Origin of the sequence: Rhizobium sp. Root1212, assembly GCF_001424985.1 — a bacterium.
Classification (GTDB): Bacteria; Pseudomonadota; Alphaproteobacteria; order Rhizobiales; family Rhizobiaceae; genus Pararhizobium.
In genome coordinates this window covers 53,114-74,849 of the sequence record NZ_LMDA01000025.1, presented here as the reverse complement: position 1 = coordinate 74,849, position 21,736 = coordinate 53,114, and the positions used below count along the sequence as shown (strand labels likewise).

The window sequence follows — 21,736 nt, the reverse complement described above, 5'->3', positions numbered from 1 at the left end:
TTCCCCTCAACCTGCTGATCACGGAAAAGCCGGCGCAAGACGCCGGCTTTTTTATTGGAATTCGAAGATGTTGCGGAAGACGCCGGGGGCGATGATCGACAGCGGGTTGATCATCAGGTCCGGTTTTTCGAAGGAACCGGTCAGCTTGAAGGTGATGCCGAGCAGGCCGCGGTCGGTGCCGTTGCCGAGCAACACGCCGATCAGCGGCAGTTCGCCGAACAACCGGTTGAGGCCATAGGCCGGCATGAAGGTGCCGGTCATATCCATATTGCCGTTCTTGTCGCGCAGTATGCCCTGGAAGGTCGCGCCGATATCGACGCCGCGCACGATGCCGTCATCGAGCGCCACCATACCCTGGTCGATCGCCAGATTGGCAAAGCCGCGCTCGAAACGGGCCGAGCGCACGTCGATATCGCGCTTGACCGCCTGATTGAGGCTCCTGCCGTCCGAGCCGGTGGGCGTCGAGACCAGCGATTGCAGCCGCGCCTCGTTGACGAGCGAGAACTTGCGGATGTCGATACTGCCGCGCCAGGAATTAGCGCCCCGGTCGCGCAGCTTCACATTCAAAAGGCCGCCGCGCATGTTGCCGTAGAGATCGGCAAAGCGCGCCAGCGCGCCGGCATCGCCGCTGGTTAGCTGCAATGTGTTGTCCGGCCCGTTCGCCACCATCTTGGCAACCACCGCCTGGCCGCTCTTGGTGACGGCGGACAGATCGAGCCTATCGATCCGGCTGCCGCGCGCCGAATAGCGAAGGTTGAGGTTTGACAGGTTTTCCGAATGGAAGCCGGAAACCGTATCGAGGTTTGCCGAAACCGACACCTGCTGGGCATCGCCGCCGGTGCGCGGCTTGTCCTGGGTGCGCATGCTCATGATGAGCGGGCGGAAATCCGCCGCCCGGCCATTGACGACAACGCCGTAGCCGCCCTTCTGCCGCTCGATGGCAACGCGATAATCGTCATCGGAGGCAAGGCGGACGGAGGTGAAATCGCCCTTGCGCAAGCCGCTCTTGTCGATGACCAGATCGCCGCTTGCGCCAAACCCGTCGCCCTTCAGCGTCAGGTCGCTGATCTCGGTCACCCCGTCGGTCGTCTTCGTGGAAAAATCGACCTTCGCATCGATTCCGCGTCCCTTCGACCACCCGACCCAGGGCAAAACGAGAGAAGCATTGTCGAGATCGGCCGTGATCTTCTGCACGTTCGTATCGTCCGCGGCGATATCGATGCCGACCGGGCCGCTGAGGATACCGCCCAGCCCCGGCGCGAGCTTGGCGATCGCCTTGTCGTCGAGTGTGCCGGAAATATCCCGCTGCCGCTTGACCGTGCTTTTCGCCCCGACTGGCTCCAGCGCCGAAATCTCCATCGGCACGCCATCGATATCGGCTGTGGATTTCAGCTCCGCCTGGTTCTGGTCGATTCTGAGCGTGCCCTTGACGGCGGTAATGGCGCGGCCGGCGATCGGCGTCTTCAGATCGACCCCGTCAAGCGCGATCTGCGTCTGCCATTGCGGCGGCGGTGGTTTCTGGTCGGCAACGAGGCCAAAACGCGCGCCCACCTGCGCCGTGACGGGACCGGAAAAATCCTCGATCTTGAACGGCGTGTGCTTCAGCGCATCGATCGGCCGGAAGCTTGCAAGTTCCGCGATCGCATCGGCATTGCCGGCAAGATCGAGCCGCATCTCCGCCATCAGCGGCTTCTCATAGGTATTGGGAATGGCGAAATCGCCGCCCGTCAGCGTCACCGTCCGGCCGGAGCCGAAATAGGCCGCACCGGCCTTCAGGTCGACATCGAGGTCCTGCCCCTTCAGGCGGAAAGTGCCGGCGGCGTCGCGAAGCGGCGGGATATCGCCCGGCAGGTTCACGCGGGTATCGGCGATATCGAAGCCGATGGTGAGTTCCTGGTCGTTCAGGTGCAGCGGGCCGATATTCTCGGCAATGCGCCCTTCCGGCAAGAAGACCTCGATGCGGCCATTGGTGACGGTGCCGCCGAAAATATTGGCCACCACCCATTTGCGGGCGGTCTTCGCCACCCACCAGGGCCAGAGCTGCTTGACGGCGGCGGGCTGCAACTCGTCGCTCAGGGCGGCAAAGCTGATTTGCGGCGATGTCTTTCCGAATCGCACCGACAGCGAGCCGGCAACCGAGCCCTGCCCGCTCGCGACCTTCAACTGATCGAACAGCAGCTCATGGGTTTCCGACAGGAACTGCCCCCTCGCCTTGGCGTCGAAGATCAGCGGCGGATCGGAAACATCCACCGGTGCGGAGCTGGCCGCGCGAACAAGCAGGTCGAGGGCAAAGCCTTTGCGCGGGTCGTTGTTGATCTTGTCGAGATCGATGACTGCACCCGAGAACGGGAAGGACGAACGCCCGACGCGAACGATGGACGGCAACACTTCGATCGAGCCGCGCCCGAAATCATAGGAAAGATTGAGTTCGGACGATTTGAGCGAGGACGACAGCCCACCGGCCTCGAACGTACCGTCTTCGGATTTGGCGCTCACATTCAGCGTCGGCGCACCGCCCTCCGCGCCGCGCAGGGCCTTGATCGTCAGGCTCGCGGTGCTGTCGATGCCGAAGGCCGGCTCGGCCGGGGTTGCAGTGCGGTGCAAAAGAGCGGCCAGCGGCAGGCCGCTGACATCGCCGTCGAGCTGCATCGTCCGGTCAGGACGGCCGGTCGCGGCCAGATGCAGTTGCGCCGGCGTTCCGTCGATATCGAAAGCGCCCTCGATACGAAGCGCGCCGTCGACATCACGGCTGAAATCGAGCGTATCGATCTGGATCGGCACGACCTTGTTGCGCGGGCCGGACAGCGAAAGCCGCATATCGGCGATACGCATGTTCTGGGTGTTGCTGCGGGCGATCAGCCGCGAGATCGCATCGATCTGGGTAAAGACGCCTTCGAGGCCATCGCCGATCTGGCTGATGCGGATGGTGGTGAGATCGATCGGCTTGCCCTGCGGCAGAAGCGTCGGATCGAGCATGGCCCCTTCCGCCTCGATCTGCGAGACCGACAGGCGCCCGGCCAACAAAGCCAGAGAATTCAATTCGATATAGACGGAGCGCGTGGTGATCAGCCGCTTGTCGGAGGCGTTTTCGACCAGCGTCACATCGCTCGCCTTCAGCGCCAACGATCCGCCGGATGTCATGCGCAGAACGGTATTGCCGACCTCCGCATGATAGCCGCTGCCGAGGGCGGCATTGAGCGCAGCTGTTGCGCGCGCATTGAGCGGTCTGTCGATCAACCCGCCTTCGATCGCCACGACCAGCAGCAGAACCAGCGCCACGGCAAAGGCGGCGATGCCGAGAAAGACGCCGGCTGCCGTCCGAAAAGTGCCGCGGCTGCCCGGATGCACGATGCAGGGGTCGTGGGCCTGCGCCGAAGGCAGATCGTGCAGCGCCACGATCTCGTGTCTGCGGAACTTTACCTTTTCGCCGCGGATGTCGCTCATCGACGCTGCGTGCCTTCCCCGATCGAGTTCTGTCCAGTCATATGGTCCACCGTTTCCTGCCGGACAGTCCCGCCCCAAAAAGGAGCGCCGTTTTCATTATACCCCGAATATGCAGCACAGGTCTCACCGCATATCGAATAGACCTTTGCCGCCCGTCAAGTGCGGGCTTGCGATGTCGGCCCGCATCGCGGGCGCGAGGGCTTTACGTGCGGGGGCAGAAGCCGCTAAAGCCGAGGTGGCGCGAGCTAGAGTATGAAATGGTCGAAAGCGAGGTGAATTCATGGCGAAAGTGGCAACCGGCGACAAGGCCCCGGACTTCACGCTGCCCCGCGATGGCGGCGGCACGGTCTCGCTTTCCGATTTCAGGGGAAAATGGCTCGTCCTGTTCTTCTATCCCAAGGACGATACCCCCACCTGCACCACCGAAGCGATCGATTTCAGCGCGAAAGCCGACGCTTTCACGGCTGCGGGCGTGAGCCTGCTCGGCATGTCTCCCGATCCGGTGAAAAAACACGACAAGTTCGTCAAGAAATACAGCCTGAAGACCCCTCTCGCATCCGACGAGACCAAGGATATCTGCGAGGCCTATGGCGTCTGGGTCGAAAAGTCGCTCTACGGCCGCAAATATATGGGCGTCGAACGCACGACATTGCTGATCGCCCCGGATGGCACGGTGGCAAAGCTCTGGGAGAAGGTCAAAATCTCAGGCCATATCGACGAGGTACTGCAGGAAGCCACGGCACGCGCTGCCGGCGCGCCTGCATGAGCAGCCTTCCCGCGATCCACAGCCTTCGCGACGGCGCCGCAAGGGCGATCGCCACTGCCGATCTCGACCTGAAGACCGAGCTTGCCCAGGAAACCGCCCGGCGCTGGCACGAGCGCACCCTCTCGCTGCGTTCGCCGCTCGACCTTGCTGTACCCGACCGGCCGGGACGCCCCGCCCGGCCTGAACTCATCGCCCCGACCAAGGTCGCGCGCCGTTCGCTGCATTCGACCCGCGGGCGCATCGCCCTGTTGCACGCCATCGCCCATATCGAACTCAATGCCGTTGATCTCGCCCTCGATATCGTCGCGCGATTCGCCAGCGAGCGTGTGCCGAATTCCTTCTTCGACGGCTGGATGAAAGTTGCCTTCGAGGAGGCCAAGCATTTTCGCATGGTGCGCGGCCGCTTGCGGGAACTCGGCGCCGATTACGGCGACATGCCCGCCCATGACGGTCTTTGGCAGGCCGCCCACGACACCCGCAACGACCTGACGGCGCGGCTCGCCGTCGTGCCGCTGATTCTCGAAGCGCGCGGCCTCGATGTGACGCCGGCCCTGCAGGCAAAGATGCGCGAGGCCGGCGACATGGAAAGCGTCGCCGTGCTCGACGTGATCTATGAAGACGAAAAAGGCCATGTCGCCGTCGGCGCCAAGTGGTTCCGCTTTCTCTGCGCCCGCCAGAAGAAAGATCCGGCCGCGACGTTCCAGGCGCTGGTCCGCACCAATTTTCGCGGTCCGCTTAAAGCCCCGTTCAACGATATCGCCCGCGCCGAGGCCGGCCTGACGCCGTCTTTCTACCGTTCGATGACGGCCTCCACCAACATCTGAAACTGCTGCCAAAAGTCACCGATGAAAGGCTTTGTTAACCTTAACAAGGTCTAATCGTTGCCAGTAAAAGCGCACGGGTATGACGGGGGCGGTCGGGTGTCAGGGCGGACGGAAAGTCGCGTTTTCGGGAAGAAGGCCGAAAAACACATCCTGATTCTCGCCAGGGGCGACAAGGTGCGGCATATCACCCTCCAGCCCTGGATGGCCGCGCTTTCGGTTTCCGTCGTCTGCGCGCTCGGCATCGGCTATCTCGCCGCCACCTCCTATCTCGTGCTGCGCGACGACCTGATCGGCGGCACCATGGCGCGCCAGGCGCGCATGCAGCACGAATATGAAGACCGCATCGCAGCGCTGCGCGCCCAGGTCGACCGTGTCACCAGCCGCCAGCTCCTCGACCAGCAGGTGGTCGAAGAGAAGGTCGAAAAGCTGCTGCAGCAACAGCTTGCCCTGACCTCACGCCACGGTAAGCTCGGCTCGCTGCTCGACCGGGCCGAAAACGCCGGCATCCCTGTCGAAGACGAGCAGTCTGCCCCGCTCGAAGCCCCGATCAATGCCTATCAGAAACGCGCCGACGCTTCCGGCGGCATCAAGGCGATCGAGCGGCTGATGGGTCTCGCCTCCGCCGACACCTCGGCAAAGCCTGCGGGAGAAACGGCGCTCGCCTATGCCGAGATGCCGATGCGCGAATCGCTCGGCGATCGCTCGGACCGGCTTTTCTCGCGCATCACCCTGTCCTTGAAGAATATCGATCGGGCACAGAAATCCCGCATCAAGGACCTGACCGAGCAGACCTCCGAAACGGCCGATGAAATCGCCGCCATCGTCGAGCGTACCGGGCTCGATGTCGATACCGACACGCCCGAGACCGCCGAGGCCACCCCGGCTGCGGACGACACGGCCATCGGCGGCCCCTATGTGGCGCCGGAAACCACCGAGGATTTCGATAATTCGCTGGTGGCGCTCGACAATGCGCTGGTGCGGCTCGAACACATGCGCGGCGAAGTGAAAAAACTGCCCTTCTCCAACCCTTCGCCGGCAAGCGACATCACCAGCCGCTTCGGCAACCGGGTCGATCCCTTCCTCGGCCGGCTTGCACTGCATGCCGGCATCGATTTTCGTGCCGCGACCGGCACCCGCATTGCCGCGACCGCGCCGGGTACGGTCGTTTCGGCCGGCCGCAGCGGCGGCTACGGCAATATGGTGGAAGTCGACCACGGCAACGGCGTTTCCACTCGCTACGCCCACCTCTCCGGCATTCTCGTCAAGGTCGGCGACCATGTGAATGCCGGCGAAGCGATCGCGCTGACCGGCAGCACCGGCCGCTCCACCGGCCCGCACCTCCACTATGAGGTGAGGCTGAACGGGCAAGCCGTTGACCCGATGCGGTTTTTGATGGCCGGCACAAAGCTCGACAAGCTGGTCAACTGACGCGCATCGACGAGATGCGGCCTGGAAAACCGCGCACCGCCACGCCGACTGTTCGCGCACTCTTTAAAAGGCGACGCGAAAATACTTCTTTTTATTGACGGCCCGATCGATCAAACGCCCGGTTTTCTTGACTTTGTTCCGCTTTGAGCCTATGAGCCCCCACAACGCACCCCAAGTGTGAGTGCGATGTCACCAGTGTTCTTTGCGAACCGGAACGGAAACAGATTTCCAATTGACCACGTTTTCTGATCTTGGCCTGAGCCAAAAAGTACTCTCCGCTGTTGCCGATGCGGGCTATTCCATTCCGACGCCGATCCAGGAGGGAGCCATTCCCCCGGCCCTGATGCGTCGCGATATCCTCGGCATCGCACAGACGGGTACGGGCAAGACGGCCTCCTTCGTTCTGCCGATGCTGACGCTTCTGGAAAAGGGCCGCGCCCGCGCCCGCATGCCGCGCACGCTGATTCTCGAACCGACGCGCGAACTCGCTGCACAGGTCGCCGAAAACTTCGAAAAATACGGCAAGAATCACAAGCTCAACATCGCGCTGCTGATCGGCGGCGTCTCCTTCGATGAGCAGGACCGCAAGCTGGAGCGCGGCGCAGACGTGCTGATCTGCACCCCCGGCCGCCTGCTCGACCATTGCGAACGCGGCAAACTGCTGATGACGGGCGTCGAAATCCTCGTCATCGATGAAGCCGACCGCATGCTCGACATGGGCTTCATCCCGGATATCGAGCGCATCGCCAAGCTCATCCCCTTTACGCGCCAGACGCTGTTCTTCTCGGCGACCATGCCGCCGGAAATCCAGAAGCTCGCCGACCGCTTCCTGCAGAACCCGGAGCGGGTCGAAGTCGCCCCGCCGTCTTCCACCGCCAAGACCGTGACGCAGCGCTTCGTCGCCGCCCATGCGAAAGACTACGAGAAGCGCGCAGTGCTGCGTGACCTCATCCGCGCCCAGGAAGAGCTGAAGAACGCGATCATCTTCTGCAACCGCAAGCTTGATGTCGCCGACCTCTTCCGCTCGCTCGAACGCCACGGCTTTTCCGTCGGCGCGCTGCACGGCGACATGGACCAGCGTTCGCGCACCACGATGCTCGCCAACTTCAAGGACGGCAACATCCAACTGCTCGTCGCCTCCGACGTCGCAGCCCGTGGCCTCGACATCCCCGATGTCAGCCATGTCTTCAATTTCGACGTGCCGATCCACGCGGAAGACTATGTCCACCGCATCGGCCGCACCGGCCGCGCCGGCCGCCCGGGCGCCGCCTTCACGCTGGTCACCAAGCGCGATACCAAGTTCACCGACGCCATCGAAAAGTTGATCGACCTGAAGATCGAATGGTTGAACGGTGATCTTTCCGAACTCCCCGCCCCTATGGAAAGCCACGAGAACGGCAAGTCCGACCGTCGCAAATCCGAGCGCGACGGCAAGCGTGGCGGTCGAGGCCGTGATCGCGATCGTGATCGCGGGGCCGAACGGGAGACGGAACGCGCAGCCGGTCACAAATCCGACACCAAACGCGACGATAGTGCAGTCACGACCGAAGCAGCGGTCACAGCAAAGGCAGAACCCGTGAGAGCAGAACGCAAGGCAGAACCGAAGCCGCAGACCAGCAACCGGAACAACTCGGCCTCGCACGCTGCCAACAACGACAATCGCGATCGCCGCAACCGCTATCGCCGCGACCAGGACGACGGCCCGACCCCGGTCGGCTTCGGCGACGATATCCCGGCCTTCATGCTGATCGCCGGCAAGGCCTGATCGGAAGCGACGCTTCTTCCCATAATAAAACCGCCTGCCAGGTCGTTTCCCGGCAGGCGGTTTTCGTTTGCGTTTTTTTCGCGACCTTTTAACCGGCGACCATCACAAAAGCTGTCGTCAGAGGTGCCGGGTCGGAATGAGTCCAAAGCTGATAGCCGATTACGCTCCCCAGAATCAGCGTCCAGATGGCGAAGTCTCCGATTTGCAAGAATGGCTCTCTCATGATCTTTCTCCTGAGCTGTTGAGGAGAATATTGCGCCGAACGTTCACAATTTGAAGACTGTATAAAGTGAACAATGCATTCAACATTGAACGATGCCGTCTGTAGCCACAAAAGATGAAAACCGCTGCAAATCATGATAATGTGAGCCTTTGAACCCGTATGGCTGCAAATGTGACGGAGGAGATGCGATGCATTACAACCTGCAATTCTTCACCTGGACGCCGCAGGACGGAGTTCATCAGGTCGGAAAGACGGTGGAAATAAACGCGCTCAGTCCGAAGGTTGCCGCAACATCGCTGCTCGGCATTCGCCTGGACGAAACGGGGGCTGCGCGCAAGCTCGCGGTGCGCGTCTGGAGCGACAGCGACGAAGCCAAGGCGGAGTGCGCCTGCTTCTACTACCACTAGCGATTTTGTATAGCCGCCCCAAAAGCTGACCGGCCGGCAAACCGCTGGCCGGAATGATTCTGCATGCCATTCCGGAAAATTCACTTGCTTTTAAGCCCTTGCGGAACACAAATGGAACATATAGTGTCTGTTCTTGATTTGTTTCGCAATTCCGGAGTGAAATGTCATGCTGACCCGTAAGCAACAGGAACTGCTGCTTTTCATCCACGAACGGATGAAGGAATCCGGCGTGCCCCCTTCATTCGACGAAATGAAGGACGCGCTGGACCTCGCCTCGAAATCCGGCATCCACCGCTTGATCACAGCACTGGAGGAGCGCGGCTTCATCCGCCGGCTTCCCAACCGCGCCCGCGCGCTGGAGGTCATCAAACTTCCGGAAGCCTATTCGCCGAGCCTGCAGCCTAAGCGCGGCTTTTCGCCCAGCGTTATCCAGGGTAGCCGCGACGCCGCCCCACCGCCACCGGTAAAAGCGCCCGTCGTTCCGGAGCATCATTCGGTCAGCGTGCCCGTTATGGGCCGCATCGCCGCGGGCGTGCCGATCTCCGCGATCCAGAACAACACCCACGACATTTCCGTGCCGATGGAGATGATTGGCGCGGGTGAGCACTATGCGCTCGAAGTGCGTGGTGATTCGATGATCGAGGCCGGCATTCTCGATGGCGATACGGTGATCATCCGCAACACCACCAGCGCCAGCCCCGGCGAAATCGTCGTTGCGCTCGTCGATGACGAAGAAGCGACGCTGAAGCGCTTCCGCCGCAAGGGCGCCTCCATAGCTCTCGAGGCAGCCAATCCGGCCTATGAAACCCGCATCTTCGGCCCTGACCGCGTCAAGATTCAGGGCAAGCTCGTCGGCCTCATACGGCGCTATCATTAGGTTTTCACAGGCCTTTCTTGGCCGCCCGCAATACTGTGCTCGTAGTGGGCCGAGCGAGCGAAATGTGAGCCGTCCAACAGCAATCGAAGGCGGAGCTTTTGCAACCTGCAATGCCTGTTACGATTCTTGTTTCGATGTGAATGGACAGCCACCTCTTCCTGCGTATGGTGGGCAAATCAGGAAGGAGGTGCCGAATGTTGATTATCAGGTTTCTCGTGGTGCTGGTGTTCAGCGGCGTATTGCTCGGACACCTCGGCTGGGGTGCTTTCAAAAGCGCCGACAACTACCAGATCATCGATGTCGACGACGATGATGACGGCGACGACAAGCCGCTTGGCTGAACGTAGGATGTGCTGAAGCCTTCCACCAGCATGGAAAAAGGATCATATTCACAACGCCCCTCTTGCACCGATGTCAGATTCGTTCTAAACGCCCGCCACGACTTGTTGATCAAGTCCGAGAGGCCTCGTGGCGGAGTGGTGACGCAGAGGACTGCAAATCCTTGTACCCCGGTTCAATTCCGGGCGAGGCCTCCAAAACTTCACATCACGCGATACATATTTGATTGCGCCTTCTCTTTCGGGCGCAATGCAACGCTGATGGGCGTGTGCAAAACCTGCACGCGTAACGCTATTCCCTCTTCCCAGGAACATTTGCCCGTCTTCTCCGTTGCCCTTCCAACGCATCATGCGTGAGAGGAGTATGCTATGGGGACCCATATCGACGAACGCGGCAACAGTGTTTCCGACGACACCAGAGATGTACGGGTAACGACGAGCGAGGCACGGCAGGGCAGACTCGGTAAACCTGTCCTCGTAGTTCTGGTGTGCGGCCTCCTCCTGGCCTTGATTGCCTGGGCGGGCGCAGAGTTGTTCGGCGAAAGCGTGGATCGCAATGTGGGCACGAATAGCGAAACCCAGACACCGTCGATGGCTCCTGCTGATGGAACCTCCACGAACCAGCCGACTACCACGCCACCTGCCGGGGAGAAGCAGCAGTTGGCCCCGACCGATCAGGACCCGACGCCGCACACCGGCTCAGGCGGCTAGAATCAGGAAACGTATGACGCTCAAAGCGTCCTGTAGCTTCGATCGAGATAGATCAGAGCCGGCCTGTCGTCACCGAGACGGATATCGACGACTTCGCCGAAAAGCACCATATGGGTGGCGACGGTCTTGATATCGACAAGCTTGCAGTCGAACGCGGCCACGGCGTTGGAAAGCGTCGGCGCTCCGGTCGAAAGCGGCTGCCAGATGCCGTAATCGAATCGCTTCGCCATATCGATGCCGTCGCGCCCGGAAAACACGTGGGCGATATCGATCTGGTCCGCGGCCAGCGTGTTGAGCGCAAAGAACCCGTTCGTGCGGAAAATCTCGTTGCGCGGATTGGCCTGGTTCAGGCAGACCATCAGCGTTGCCGGATCGTCCGAAACCGAGCAGGCGGCCGTGATCGTCACCCCGCGGCGCATATCCCCCTGTGCTGCCGTTACGATATGCACGTGGCCGGCAAAGCGGCTCATGGCGTTGCGGTATGCGAGGGGATCAAGCGTGTGCAATGCGAAGCTCCGGAAAAATTCACGGCCCTACACATAGTCTCTGGGAAAAAATATGTAAGCGGCAATTGCCCGCACAAAGGGCGTTACGACATCTTTTCCCTTGATCGCCATCTTTTCCTTTGACCCGTATCCCGACATCTTTAAAAAAGCTCCGATAAGCCCGATACGTTCGGATACAATCCGGCGGTGAGCGCCGATGGTGGATGAAATGGAATTGCGAATGCGTCGGCTGATCCTGCCTTTCGCCGCGATCGTTGCGCTCGGCGCAGCGCCGGCCGCCGCGGCCGGCCTGAAGGTCGCCGTCGTTGCGCCGGCGGATGGCCCGTTTGCGTTGCTCGGTAAGCAGATCGTCGATGGCGCCGCCTTTGAGGCCAAGGATCACGGTAGCCAGATCGTCGTCATCCCCGAAACCTGCGAAGCCGGCGACGGCGAAAAGCTGACCAAGGCGATCCTCGACAGCGGCGCGGAAGCCGCGATCGGCTTTCTTTGCACCGAAAGCCTGGAGGCGAGCATCGCCGCGCTGAACGAGGCGAATATCGCGGCGCTGACCGTCAGCGTCCGCTCCGATATCCTGATGGAGGATGCCGCCAAGAACAACTGGCCGCTGTACCGCGTCGTGCCGGGTGCGGCGAAGGAAGCAGCAAAGATTTCCGACGTCATCCTCGACCGCTGGAAGGACAAACCGCTCGCGCTGATCGACGACGGCACCATCCATGGCCGCGAACTGGTGGAGGCCGTGCGCACCTCGCTGGAGAAAATCGGCCTGTCCGCCATCTTCACCGATACCTACCGGCCGTCGCAGGAGCAGCAGGTCGCGCTCGTGCGCCGCCTTGCCAAAAGCGGCGCGACCCATGTCTTCGTCGGTGGCGATCGCGCCGATATGGCCGTCATGGCGCGCGATACGGCATCCGAAAAAATCGGCCTCACTTTCCTCGGTGGCGAGACCCTCAATGCCCCCGACCAGCCTGTGCCGCTGCAAAACGGTGTTCTGGCTGTTGCCTTGCCCGACTATGCACGCCAGCCGCAGGCGGCCGAGGTGACGAAGGCGCTGTCGGAGGCCGGCATTGTCGCGGAAGGCTATGTGCTCCCTGCTTTTGCAGCACGCACCCTGCTCGAAGCGGCAAAGGATCTCGCCGGCACGGACGACATCCCTCTGCGCGATGCGGTGGCGCGCGGAAAGTTCGAAACAGTGATTGGTCCCATCAGCTTCGATGCGCATCACGAACTGGCGGAAAATCCGTACCAGTTGCTCGAATGGCGCGACGGCCGGTTTTCCCCTGCTCCGCCGGCGGTGGATTGACATGAAGCCCGGCCCGCTCAATTCCATCACCGACGTCGCCGGCATCCGTGTCGGCAATGCCGAAGACCATCTGTTGAAATCCGGCGTCTCCGTCGTTTTGTGCGAAGAGCCGGCCGTGGCCGCCTGCCAGGTTCTGGGCGGCGCGCCAGGCACACGCGAGACCGATCTGCTCGAACCGCACAACACGGTGCAGGCCGTCGATGCGATCGTGCTGTCCGGCGGCTCAGCCTTCGGGCTCGATGCGGCATCGGGAGCGCAGGCGGCTCTTGCAGAAAAGGGGCGCGGCTTTGCCATCGGCCCGGTGCGAGTGCCGATAGTGCCCGCCGCCATCCTGTTCGATCTGCTGAATGGCGGAAACAAGGACTGGGGTCGCTACGCGCCCTATCGCGAACTCGGCTATCAGGCGGTCCTGAATGCCGGGAGCGAGTTTTCGACCGGCACGGCCGGCGCAGGCACCGGCGCGTTGACGGCAGGCCTGAAAGGCGGGCTCGGGACAGCATCGACCCAGAGCAGAGATGGCGTGAGCATCGGTGCACTGGTCGCGGTCAATGCCCTCGGCTCCGCCACCGTCGGCACCACCCCGCATTTCTGGGCCGCTCCTTTCGAGGAAGACGGCGAGTTTGGCGATCTCGGCCTCCCCCATCCGTTTCCCGCAGACGCCCGGCAGGTGCGCACCAAGATGGGCGACGCGCCGGCCGAAATGCGCAACACCACCATCGCTGTCATCGCCACGGATGCCGTCTTGAGTAAGGCTGAGGCAAAGCGGCTGGCAATCGCCGCTCATGATGGCTTTGCTCGCGCGCTCTGGCCATCGCATACGCCTTTCGACGGCGACATCGTCTTTGCACTGGCGACCGGCAAAAGCGGCATCAAGCCGGATGAGCGCGGTTTCGTCACGCTCTGCGCTCTTGCGGCCTCGACCATGGCCCGCGCAATCGCCCGTGGCGTCCACGATGCGACGGCGGCGAAGGGAGACCTGATGCCGACATGGTCGCAAAGACGCGGAGGATAATAGCTTTCGGGGAAATGCGCGGCCAAACTTGTTTGGCGACCGAAGCGATGCTATTGCCCGGAAAACCTGAGGAGCCCCGCATCATGACACTGCCGATCCGCATCGCCCCCTCCATTCTGGCCGCCGATTTCGCCCGGCTCGGACAGGAAGTACGCGATGTCACCGATGCCGGGGCCGACTGGATTCATCTGGACGTAATGGACGGCCATTTCGTGCCGAACATCTCCTACGGCCCGGATGTAATCAAATCGCTGCGCTCCTACAGCGAGGCGACCTTCGATTGCCACCTGATGATCGCGCCGGCTGATCCCTATCTCGAAGCCTTCGCCAAGGCCGGCTGCGATATCATTACCGTTCATGCCGAAGCCGGTCCGCACCTGCACCGCTCGCTGCAGACGATCCGCGCGCTTGGCAAGAAGGCCGGCGTGTCGCTCAATCCGGCCACGCCGCCGGATGTGCTCGAATATGTGCTCGATACGGTCGATCTGGTGCTCGTCATGTCCGTCAATCCCGGCTTCGGCGGCCAGAAATTCCTGCCCTCGGTGATCGACAAGATCCGCAAGATCCGCTCGATGATCGGCGATCGTCCGATCGAAATCGAAGTCGATGGCGGCGTCACCACCGAAACGATCGCCGATGTCGCGGCAGCGGGCGCCAATGCCTTCGTCGCCGGCTCCGCCATCTTCAAGGGCGGCAAGATCGAAGCCTATCGCGACATGATCGGCGAGCTGCGCACGCGCGCGGAGAACGCGCGCTGATGGCCGCGCCGGCCCGCAGCATCGGCTGGATCGCGGGCTGGCTTGCGCTTTTTTCCTCGCCGGCGCTGGCCGGCGACATCGCCTCCCTCCAGACCATCGGTTTTTCCGCTGATGGCGGTATTTTCGCCTTCGAGGAATATGGCGTCCAGGACGGCTCCGGCTTTCCCTATTCGACCCTCTACGCCATCGATACCAAAACCGACCGCTTCGTCGCGGGCACGCCGATCCGGCAGCGGATCGACGACGAAAACGCTTCGCTCGGCACCGTCCGGGCGCAGTCGCTCAAAGCCGCCGCCCCCCTGATCGGCCGCTATGGCCTCACCGACAATCCCGGCCTGCTGGCCGCCTATAATCCGGTGACGGAGGGCGGTGACGGCAGGACGCTCACCTACCGCGCCCACGCCGTTCTGCCGCCCGTGGGCGGCCCCTATACGCTGACGCTGGAGAATATCCCCCTTCCCGCCGCAGAGAGCTGCAAGGACCTTGCGCCGGATACCAAGGGTTTCCGCCTCGCCTTCACCCAGGAAGACGGCAAGCCCTCGACCCGCCTGCTGCATCAGGATGATCGTCTGCCGGAAAGCCGAGGCTGCCCGACGGATTATCGGATCGGCGCCGTCGCCGTACATCAGCCGCTTGGCGCTCCCGCCGTCCATGTCGCGCTGGTACAGGTGCTCCGCTACGGCTTCGAAGGCAGCGACGGCCGCTGGATCGCCGTGCCCGCAACGGACATGCCATGACGGCCGATGGCGATGCCGGCCCGCTTCAACCGCAAGGCCTGCTGAAACGCACCCTGCTGCGCCTCAAGCGAACCGCGCCGGGCAGCGGCGAACTCTTCTGGGGCGCCATCCTCTGGGGTATCCTGATGTCGGCCGCCGCTTTTGGCGCGCTTTACCTCCAGAACCGGGCGGAAACCTCGCGGCTTTTCGCCGTGCTGGTGCTTTACCTCTGCGGCGGCGTGCTGGCCTGGCCTTTTGCGCTCTCCTTCGCCCGCTTCTCCGCCGAGGGCCGGCGGGCGGATGCGCGCTTTGCCGCCTATTTCTTCTGCCTCACCACCTTCACCATCCTGGCGACGGCCTTCCTCTTCGCCATGCAATACCGGCAGTTCTATGCCCGCTGGCATGCACCTTTCGGCACCCGCATCTGGGTGTATCAATTCATGTTCACCGGCGCGGCTTCCGTCTACCAGTTCGTGGTGATGGGTGTGCGCCTGTTCATGCCGTTCGGCGCCGTCATTCTTGCCGTCACGAGCCTCTGGCTGGCAAAGCCGCGGCATCCCGCGCCCCTCGGGCGTTGAGCTTGCCGCCCATCTTTGCTAGAGGCACAGCCAACGTCACCACTTGAGAAAGCAAAGCCCATGATCCCCCGCTATTCCCGGCCGGAAATGGTCGCCATCTGGTCACCCGAAACCAAGTTCCGCATCTGGTTCGAGATCGAGGCCTATGCCTGCGACGCGCTTGCCGAGCTGGGCGTGATCCCAAAGGAAGCGGCCAGGACGATCTGGGAAAAAGGCGGCGCAGCCGAATTTGACGTTGCCCGCATCGATGAGATCGAAGCCGTCACCAAGCACGACGTCATCGCCTTCCTCACCCACCTTGCTGAATTCGTCGGCCCCGACAGCCGCTTCGTCCATCAGGGCATGACCTCGTCGGACGTTCTCGACACCACCTTCAACATCCAGCTCGTGCGCGCAGCCGATATCCTGCTGACCGGCATGGACCGCGTTCTCGCAGCCCTGAAGGCCCGCGCCTTCGAGCACAAGGACACGGTGCGCATCGGCCGCAGCCACGGCATCCATGCCGAGCCGACCACCATGGGCCTGACGCTTGCTCGCTTCTACGCCGAGATGAGCCGCAACCGCGACCGCCTCGTCGCCGCCCGCGCCGAAATCGCCACCGGCGCCATCTCCGGCGCTGTCGGCACCTTCGCCAATATCGATCCGCGCGTCGAAGAATATGTCTGCGAAAAGCTCGGCCTGCAGCCCGAGCCGATCTCGACGCAGGTCATCCCGCGCGACCGCCACGCGATGTTCTTCGCCACGCTCGGCGTCATCGCCTCCTCGATCGAAAATGTGGCGATCGAAATCCGCCACATGCAGCGCACGGAGGTCCTGGAAGCCGAAGAGTTCTTCTCGCCGGGCCAGAAGGGTTCGTCGGCCATGCCGCACAAGCGCAACCCGGTGCTGACCGAAAACCTCACCGGCCTTGCCCGCCTCGTGCGCATGTCGGTAGTCCCGGCGCTGGAAAACGTCGCCCTCTGGCACGAGCGCGATATCTCGCACTCCTCCGTTGAGCGCGCCATCGGCCCGGATACGACGGTTACCCTCGATTTCGCGCTGAACCGTCTCGCCGGCGTCGTCGAGAAGCTGGTCATCTATCCCGACAACATGCTGAAGAACATGAACAAGTTCCGCGGCCTCGTGCATTCGCAGCGCGTGCTTTTGGCACTGACGCAGGCCGGCGTTTCCCGCGAAGATGCCTATCGCCTCGTCCAGCGCAACGCCATGAAGGTTTGGGAACAGGGCAAGGATTTCCTTGAGGAACTGCTGGCCGATGCGGAAGTCCGCGCGGCCCTTTCCGAAGAGGCGATCCGCGAAAAGTTCGACCTCGGTTATCACACCAAGCATGTCGATACGATCTTCCGCCGGGTCTTCGGCTGATAGAGACAGGGGAGCCCCGCGGCTCCCCTTTTTCGTTCCGCTTTGAGCCAGTTGCGTCAAATGCGACTGGTTTTTTCAATCCAATCCTTAGCCTTCAGTGCAATCCTGCCGTTTCAAGAGAGAACGGGAGGCGAGACATGCCGCAGGTTGTCGAACGCAAGGCCAAGAGAACGGAGACGAAGTTTACCGGCGAAGTCGCCTGCAAGGGCGGCAAGAGCCGAGGGGTCGTCAAGGATCTTTCCCCCGGAGGCATCTGCTTCCAGCTTTATTTCGACATCAACGCCAAGACCGGCCAGGAAGTGACGATCGACAGCGACGAACTCGGCCACCTCACCGGTATCGTGCATTGGTATCGGGGCGACAGGATCGGCATCCGCCTTCACGCCTCGTCCAACACCTCGGCCCAGGTCTCGTCCTACTTCAAATATTTCCGCTGATCATTCGATCTTGGAAGGCTCGATCATCTTGCGATAGAGATGCCACGTGGCATGTCCGAGCACCGGCATGACCACCGCAAGCCCGACAAAGACCGGGATCGAGCCGATGAGCAGCCCGACAGCGACGATCAGGCCCCAGACAGCGACCGGCACCGGATTGACGAGCGTCGCCCGGATCGACGTCTGGACCGCGGAGACGGCGCCGACATCACGGTCGAGCAGCAGCGGGAACGACACCACGACCGTCGACAGTACGATGACGGCGAAGACGAAGCCCACGGCATTGCCGACGATAATCAGGTTCCATCCGGCTTCGGTATGGAGGATGCTATCCAGAAAAGCCGAGAGGCTGGCCGGCGGCTCCTGCGCGATCATCTGTCCATAGAGCGCCTGCGCAATCACCAGCCAGGCAACGAACAGCACGAACAGCATGGCCGCGATCGCCAGGATCGACGGCATCGCCGGTGAATGCCGGACGTCGAACGCATGTCGCCAGGACGTATCCATGCCCGTCTCGCGCCGCCGGCTGATCTCGTAGAGACCGATCGCCGCGACCGGCCCGATCAGCGCAAAGCCGGATGCCAGCGGATAGAGCAGTGGCAGCATGTTTGCGCCGGAACTCCAGGCGGCCAGCACGACACCCGCGATCGGATAGATCAGCCCGAGAAAGACGTAGTGGGATGGCTTCTCGCGAAAATCGGCCCAGCCGCGGGAAAGCGCGTCGAAGACATCGGAAACACCGATCTTTCGAATGCCGGGATGGGCGACGGTGCCTTCGGCACCCGCCATTACATGAAATGCTGTCATGACGAGATCTCCTCCTGATCCGGGGATAATCTGCGCCGCGTTGGTCCGAGCGAGCATCGATAAGACGAAAGCGGCGCAACCGGTATCCGTGACATTCCGCATTGTTTCGACACCGGCAAAAATGCCGGAATCGAGCGTCCGAACGCGGACTATATACCCGATTTGCTTTTCCATCACTTGACTTCAAGGATGAGCGACCTCACATCGCCGTTACTATGAAAGCATCCGAAGCAAATATCCTCATCGTTCCCGGCTACACCAATTCCGGCCCCGACCACTGGCAGACCCGCTGGCAGAACAAGCTTGCCTCTGCCCGCCGCGTCGAGCAGGCGGAGTGGGCAAAGCCCGTGCGCGAGGACTGGATCGCCCGGATGGTCGAGGAAGTGAACGCATCTACCAAGCCGGTAGTCATCGTCGCCCATTCGCTGGGCGTTGCAACCGCGGTTCATGCGCTGCCGCATGTCGACGGCAACAAGATCGCCGGCGCCTTCCTCGTTGCGCCGCCCGAGGTGACCAACCCGAAAATCCGCCCGAAGCATCTCATGACCTTCGGTCCCTATCCGCGCGATCCCCTGCCCTTTCCCTCGCTGGTGATCGCCAGCCGCAACGATCCGTTCGGCTCCTACGACCATGCCGGCGATATCGCCAATGCCTGGGGCTCGCTGCTGGTCGATGCGGGTGAATCCGGCCACATCAACAGTGAATCCGGACACGGCCCCTGGCCGGAGGGAACCATGGTCTTCGCCCAGTTCCTGAGTAAACTCCAAGGCTGAAAGTCTGGTCAGCCGCCGGCATTCAAGGCGACCGGCGGCAATTTGTCCTATTAATCTCACCTTCACACGTCCCGTAGACAATGAGCCTGAACCACTCGACAGACGGCCGGGACGTGACGACATCCAGCAACACAGGCACGCGCAAGCCGGATGGCCTTGCAAACAGCCAACCTCCGGGCGAGGCGCGTCTCGACGGTGCGCCGGCTGGCTATTGCCTGCTCGATGGCAACGGCACCATCCTCTACACGAATACCAGGATGACGGAACTCGTGCCGGGAGCAGTCGCCGGGCTCTGCCTTGCCGACCATCTCGCCGCCGATAGCGTGACCGCGCTCCGCCAGGCGATTGCCGCGCTCGACGAAACAGGTGCACCGATTTCCCATTGCGAACTGCGTCCGCGTTCCACCGATGGACCGTCGAAGTGGCTGCAGGCTTCGCTTTCCACCGAAACGAACGGCCCGGAACGCAGATACCAGTTGCAGGCTCTGCCGATCGACACGCTCATGCGCCGGCTCGCTGTTCTGCAGGCCAATGAGCGGCGCTGGAAATATGCCCTCGACAGCGCCCATCAGGGCGTCTGGGATCATGATTTCCAGGCCAACGACCTCTTCTATTCCGCTACCTGGAAGGCGCTACGCGGCCTGCCGGCCGATGCCACCGTCAACGGCGAACTCGAGACCTGGATCGAGAGCGTTCACCCGGACGACCGCGCCTGGGTGCTGGAATGTATTCGTAGACAGGATCTGGGCGAGGTCGAATTCAACGTTTTCGAATATCGCGAACGCCATGCGGACGGACATTACGTCTGGATCGAAAGCCGTGGCGCCTCGGTCGAATGGGGACCTGACGGGCGACCGACCCGCGTTATCGGCACCGACACCGACATCAGCGATCGCAAGAGGGACGCCGCCCGACTGGAAGAAATTTCCCGCCGCCTGCGGCTGGCGCTGGACATCTCCAGGATCGGCGTCTTCGAGGCCAATCTCGATCGCGGCACGGCCACGCGCGATGCAGAGCTGATCCGTCTCTACGGCTTCGATCCCGAAACGACCGACCCGATGCGACCGATGTTCGAGGAGTGCCTGCATCCGGAAGACCAGGCGCGCACGATGCGCACCATCGAAGAGGGGTTGGCATCGGGCGAGCCCTTCATGAACGCGTTCCGCATCATCCGTCCCGATGGCGAGGTTCGCCATATCCGCTCCCGCTGCGTCTCTTTCGTGGACAGCGAGGGCGAGCGCAAGCTGGTTGGCGCCAACTGGGATGTGACCGACGACATCAATCTGCGCGATGAACTCGAACATGCCCGCAAGCTTGCCGAAGCGCGCAACGAGGAGCTTGAGGCAGCGAAGGCGCGCATCGAATACAATGCCCTTCACGATCACCTGACGCGGCTTCCCAACCGCCGTTATCTCGACCAGCGGCTCGACGACTGGATGGCCGGACGCGCAGACTATTGCGCCATCGTCCATATCGATCTCGACCGCTTCAAGCAGATCAACGACACGCTCGGCCATCAGGCGGGCGATGCCATGCTGACCCACACGGCGCAGGTTTTGTCCGAAACCGTCGAGCCCGGCGATTTCGTCGCCCGCATCGGCGGCGATGAATTCGTCATCCTCTGCGGCCGCCGCGATGCACCCGACGACATCGGGCCGATGGCCAACCGCATCATCGACCTGCTGCGTCGCCCGGTGCCCTATCAGGGCCATCTCTGCCGCTTCGGCGCCAGCGCCGGCATCGCCAGGGTGGATGGCAACGCCGATGATGCCCGGCTTTCGCTGATGAACGCCGATATCGCGCTCTACCGGGCGAAGAACCTCGGCCGAAACCGCTCGGAATTCTTCACGACCCATCTCCAGACCCAGATCCATCACGCCAAGCGCACGGCGGACGATATCGTCAGCGGCATCGAGGACGGCGAATTCGTCCCCTTCTATCAGCCCCAATTCGACGCCGCGACGCTCGATCTCGCGGGGGTCGAAACCCTGGTGCGCTGGCGTCATCCCCGCCTCGGCCTGCTGACGCCGGATCATTTCCTCAAGGTCGCAGAAGATATCGATGCGCTCTCGACCATCGACCGGACGATCGCCTGCCAGGCGCTGAGCGATTTGGCCGCCTGGGATGCGGCCGGGCTGCGCGTGCCGCGCCTCTCGCTCAACGTCTCTTCGCGCCGGCTGCGCGAACCGGATCTGGTGGAGACACTGAAGGAACAGGGCATCCCCGCTGGCCGGATTTCCTTCGAGCTTCTGGAATCGATCTTCCTCGATGAGCTGGAAGACGGCGTCTCCGAGACCATCGGGGCGCTGAAGGCGCTCGGCATCGATATCGAGATCGACGACTTCGGCACCGGCCACGCCTCGATCATCGGCCTCTTGAAGCTCAGCCCCGCCCGTCTCAAGATCGACCGCGCCCTGATAAAGCCCATCGTCGACACGCCGGAGCAACGCAAGCTCGTCGGGTCGATCATCGATATCGGCCATTCGCTGAATGTCGAGGTGGTTGCCGAAGGCGTGGAAACGCTCAACCACGCCGTCATCCTGCAGGATCTCGGCTGCAATACGCTGCAAGGCTATGCCTTTGCCAAGCCGATGGACCGGCAGGCTTTCGAGGCCTTCGCGCTGGCCTGTAACTGGCCGCAGACGATCAGCGGCCGAACCTCGCGGTCTGCCAGCGGCAGCCGCTGACCGCCCGCGGAAACGAA

20 protein-coding genes and 1 tRNA gene are annotated in these 21,736 nt (G+C 62.4%); 18 read left to right on the top strand and 3 right to left on the bottom strand.

Features of this window, described 5'->3' with window-relative positions; all coding sequences use genetic code 11:
- Positions 1 to 51 precede the first annotated feature (51 nt).
- Positions 52 to 3,444, bottom strand: coding sequence for a DUF3971 domain-containing protein (locus ASC86_RS21550; protein ID WP_056326160.1), 3,393 nt, complete (start codon positions 3,442 to 3,444; stop codon positions 52 to 54).
- 280 nt (positions 3,445 to 3,724) lie between these two features.
- Between ASC86_RS21550 and ASC86_RS21545 the strand changes: the two genes are divergently transcribed.
- The 9 genes from ASC86_RS21545 (at position 3,725) to ASC86_RS21505 (ending at position 10,783) form a co-directional block, all read left to right on the top strand.
- Positions 3,725 to 4,210: a peroxiredoxin gene (locus ASC86_RS21545; protein ID WP_056326157.1), complete on the top strand. Its 486-nt coding sequence runs from the start codon at positions 3,725 to 3,727 to the stop codon at positions 4,208 to 4,210.
- Positions 4,207 to 5,034, top strand: a complete 828-nt coding sequence (locus ASC86_RS21540; RefSeq protein WP_056326155.1) for a ferritin-like domain-containing protein — start codon at positions 4,207 to 4,209, stop codon at positions 5,032 to 5,034. Before ASC86_RS21545 ends, ASC86_RS21540 begins: the two co-directional genes overlap by 4 nt.
- 96 nt (positions 5,035 to 5,130) lie before the next feature.
- Positions 5,131 to 6,462, top strand: a complete 1,332-nt coding sequence (locus ASC86_RS21535) for a M23 family metallopeptidase (protein ID WP_056326152.1) — start codon at positions 5,131 to 5,133, stop codon at positions 6,460 to 6,462.
- Between the two features lie 232 nt (positions 6,463 to 6,694).
- A complete protein-coding gene (locus ASC86_RS21530; protein WP_056326148.1) occupies positions 6,695 to 8,227 on the top strand; it encodes a DEAD/DEAH box helicase in 1,533 nt (510 codons plus the stop codon).
- A gap of 411 nt (positions 8,228 to 8,638) precedes the next feature.
- Complete coding sequence (locus ASC86_RS21520; protein ID WP_056326143.1) at positions 8,639 to 8,857, top strand: hypothetical protein; 219 nt, start codon at positions 8,639 to 8,641, stop codon at positions 8,855 to 8,857.
- A gap of 166 nt (positions 8,858 to 9,023) precedes the next feature.
- Positions 9,024 to 9,734 carry a transcriptional repressor LexA gene (gene lexA, locus ASC86_RS21515; protein ID WP_056326141.1) on the top strand — a complete coding sequence of 237 codons (711 nt, stop codon included), beginning with the start codon at positions 9,024 to 9,026 and terminating at the stop codon, positions 9,732 to 9,734.
- A gap of 194 nt (positions 9,735 to 9,928) precedes the next feature.
- Positions 9,929 to 10,075: a hypothetical protein gene (locus ASC86_RS25980; RefSeq protein ID WP_156387155.1), complete on the top strand. Its 147-nt coding sequence runs from the start codon at positions 9,929 to 9,931 to the stop codon at positions 10,073 to 10,075.
- A gap of 121 nt (positions 10,076 to 10,196) precedes the next feature.
- Positions 10,197 to 10,270, top strand: a tRNA-Cys gene (locus ASC86_RS21510).
- A 171-nt stretch (positions 10,271 to 10,441) separates the two neighbouring features.
- Complete coding sequence (locus tag ASC86_RS21505) at positions 10,442 to 10,783, top strand: hypothetical protein (RefSeq protein WP_056326138.1); 342 nt, start codon at positions 10,442 to 10,444, stop codon at positions 10,781 to 10,783.
- A gap of 20 nt (positions 10,784 to 10,803) precedes the next feature.
- Here the strand turns inward: ASC86_RS21505 and ASC86_RS21500 are convergent, their stop codons facing one another.
- The gene (locus ASC86_RS21500) at positions 10,804 to 11,253 is read right to left on the bottom strand and encodes a flavin reductase family protein (protein WP_082510386.1); all 450 of its coding nucleotides are present in this window, start codon (positions 11,251 to 11,253) and stop codon (positions 10,804 to 10,806) included.
- Positions 11,254 to 11,509: 256 nt separating this feature from the next.
- Here ASC86_RS21500 and ASC86_RS21495 point away from each other — a divergent pair, with 256 nt between their 5' ends.
- The 7 genes from ASC86_RS21495 (at position 11,510) to ASC86_RS21465 (ending at position 17,452) form a co-directional block, all read left to right on the top strand.
- Complete coding sequence (locus tag ASC86_RS21495; RefSeq protein ID WP_056326133.1) at positions 11,510 to 12,589, top strand: branched-chain amino acid ABC transporter substrate-binding protein; 1,080 nt, start codon at positions 11,510 to 11,512, stop codon at positions 12,587 to 12,589.
- A gap of 1 nt (position 12,590) precedes the next feature.
- Positions 12,591 to 13,601, top strand: coding sequence for a P1 family peptidase (locus ASC86_RS21490; RefSeq protein WP_056326129.1), 1,011 nt, complete (start codon positions 12,591 to 12,593; stop codon positions 13,599 to 13,601).
- 83 nt (positions 13,602 to 13,684) lie between these two features.
- Positions 13,685 to 14,359, top strand: a complete 675-nt coding sequence (rpe, locus tag ASC86_RS21485; RefSeq protein ID WP_056326126.1) for a ribulose-phosphate 3-epimerase — start codon at positions 13,685 to 13,687, stop codon at positions 14,357 to 14,359.
- Positions 14,359 to 15,096, top strand: coding sequence for a DUF2259 domain-containing protein (locus tag ASC86_RS21480; protein WP_056326124.1), 738 nt, complete (start codon positions 14,359 to 14,361; stop codon positions 15,094 to 15,096). Before rpe ends, ASC86_RS21480 begins: the two co-directional genes overlap by 1 nt.
- Positions 15,093 to 15,653, top strand: a complete 561-nt coding sequence (locus tag ASC86_RS21475) for a hypothetical protein (RefSeq protein ID WP_056326121.1) — start codon at positions 15,093 to 15,095, stop codon at positions 15,651 to 15,653. Before ASC86_RS21480 ends, ASC86_RS21475 begins: the two co-directional genes overlap by 4 nt.
- A gap of 60 nt (positions 15,654 to 15,713) precedes the next feature.
- A complete protein-coding gene (gene purB, locus ASC86_RS21470) occupies positions 15,714 to 17,015 on the top strand; it encodes an adenylosuccinate lyase (protein WP_056326119.1) in 1,302 nt (433 codons plus the stop codon).
- Positions 17,016 to 17,152: 137 nt separating this feature from the next.
- On the top strand, positions 17,153 to 17,452 hold the full coding sequence (locus ASC86_RS21465) for a PilZ domain-containing protein (protein ID WP_056326114.1): 300 nt from the start codon (positions 17,153 to 17,155) through the stop codon (positions 17,450 to 17,452).
- On the opposite strand, the gene ASC86_RS21460 is transcribed toward ASC86_RS21465, so the two are convergent.
- Positions 17,453 to 18,259 (bottom strand): DUF2189 domain-containing protein, encoded by an 807-nt coding sequence (locus tag ASC86_RS21460; protein ID WP_056326554.1) that lies wholly within the window; start codon positions 18,257 to 18,259, stop codon positions 17,453 to 17,455. It abuts the gene before it with no gap.
- Between the two features lie 215 nt (positions 18,260 to 18,474).
- Between ASC86_RS21460 and ASC86_RS21455 the strand changes: the two genes are divergently transcribed.
- Both ASC86_RS21455 and ASC86_RS21450 read left to right on the top strand, forming a co-directional pair.
- Complete coding sequence (locus ASC86_RS21455; RefSeq protein ID WP_056326112.1) at positions 18,475 to 19,032, top strand: alpha/beta hydrolase; 558 nt, start codon at positions 18,475 to 18,477, stop codon at positions 19,030 to 19,032.
- Positions 19,033 to 19,145: 113 nt separating this feature from the next.
- Complete coding sequence (locus tag ASC86_RS21450) at positions 19,146 to 21,719, top strand: bifunctional diguanylate cyclase/phosphodiesterase (protein ID WP_056393215.1); 2,574 nt, start codon at positions 19,146 to 19,148, stop codon at positions 21,717 to 21,719.
- Positions 21,720 to 21,736 lie beyond the last annotated feature (17 nt).

Bases quoted from the DNA above. Each gene is read 5' to 3' on its own strand.
- ASC86_RS21550 (WP_056326160.1), bottom strand. From the start codon at position 3,444: ATGAGCGACATCCGCGGCGAAAAGGTAAAGTTCCGCAGACACGAGATC.
- ASC86_RS21500 (WP_082510386.1), bottom strand. From the start codon at position 11,253: ATGAGCCGCTTTGCCGGCCACGTGCATATCGTAACGGCAGCACAGGGG.
- ASC86_RS21465 (WP_056326114.1), top strand. From the start codon at position 17,153: ATGCCGCAGGTTGTCGAACGCAAGGCCAAGAGAACGGAGACGAAGTTT.
- ASC86_RS21490 (WP_056326129.1), top strand. From the start codon at position 12,591: ATGAAGCCCGGCCCGCTCAATTCCATCACCGACGTCGCCGGCATCCGT.
- ASC86_RS21520 (WP_056326143.1), top strand. From the start codon at position 8,639: ATGCATTACAACCTGCAATTCTTCACCTGGACGCCGCAGGACGGAGTT.
- lexA (WP_056326141.1), top strand. From the start codon at position 9,024: ATGCTGACCCGTAAGCAACAGGAACTGCTGCTTTTCATCCACGAACGG.
- ASC86_RS25980 (WP_156387155.1), top strand. From the start codon at position 9,929: ATGTTGATTATCAGGTTTCTCGTGGTGCTGGTGTTCAGCGGCGTATTG.
- rpe (WP_056326126.1), top strand. From the start codon at position 13,685: ATGACACTGCCGATCCGCATCGCCCCCTCCATTCTGGCCGCCGATTTC.
- ASC86_RS21460 (WP_056326554.1), bottom strand. From the start codon at position 18,259: ATGACAGCATTTCATGTAATGGCGGGTGCCGAAGGCACCGTCGCCCAT.
- purB (WP_056326119.1), top strand. From the start codon at position 15,714: ATGATCCCCCGCTATTCCCGGCCGGAAATGGTCGCCATCTGGTCACCC.
- ASC86_RS21505 (WP_056326138.1), top strand. From the start codon at position 10,442: ATGGGGACCCATATCGACGAACGCGGCAACAGTGTTTCCGACGACACC.
- ASC86_RS21540 (WP_056326155.1), top strand. From the start codon at position 4,207: ATGAGCAGCCTTCCCGCGATCCACAGCCTTCGCGACGGCGCCGCAAGG.
- ASC86_RS21475 (WP_056326121.1), top strand. From the start codon at position 15,093: ATGACGGCCGATGGCGATGCCGGCCCGCTTCAACCGCAAGGCCTGCTG.
- ASC86_RS21545 (WP_056326157.1), top strand. From the start codon at position 3,725: ATGGCGAAAGTGGCAACCGGCGACAAGGCCCCGGACTTCACGCTGCCC.
- ASC86_RS21455 (WP_056326112.1), top strand. From the start codon at position 18,475: ATGAAAGCATCCGAAGCAAATATCCTCATCGTTCCCGGCTACACCAAT.
- ASC86_RS21495 (WP_056326133.1), top strand. From the start codon at position 11,510: ATGCGTCGGCTGATCCTGCCTTTCGCCGCGATCGTTGCGCTCGGCGCA.
- ASC86_RS21480 (WP_056326124.1), top strand. From the start codon at position 14,359: ATGGCCGCGCCGGCCCGCAGCATCGGCTGGATCGCGGGCTGGCTTGCG.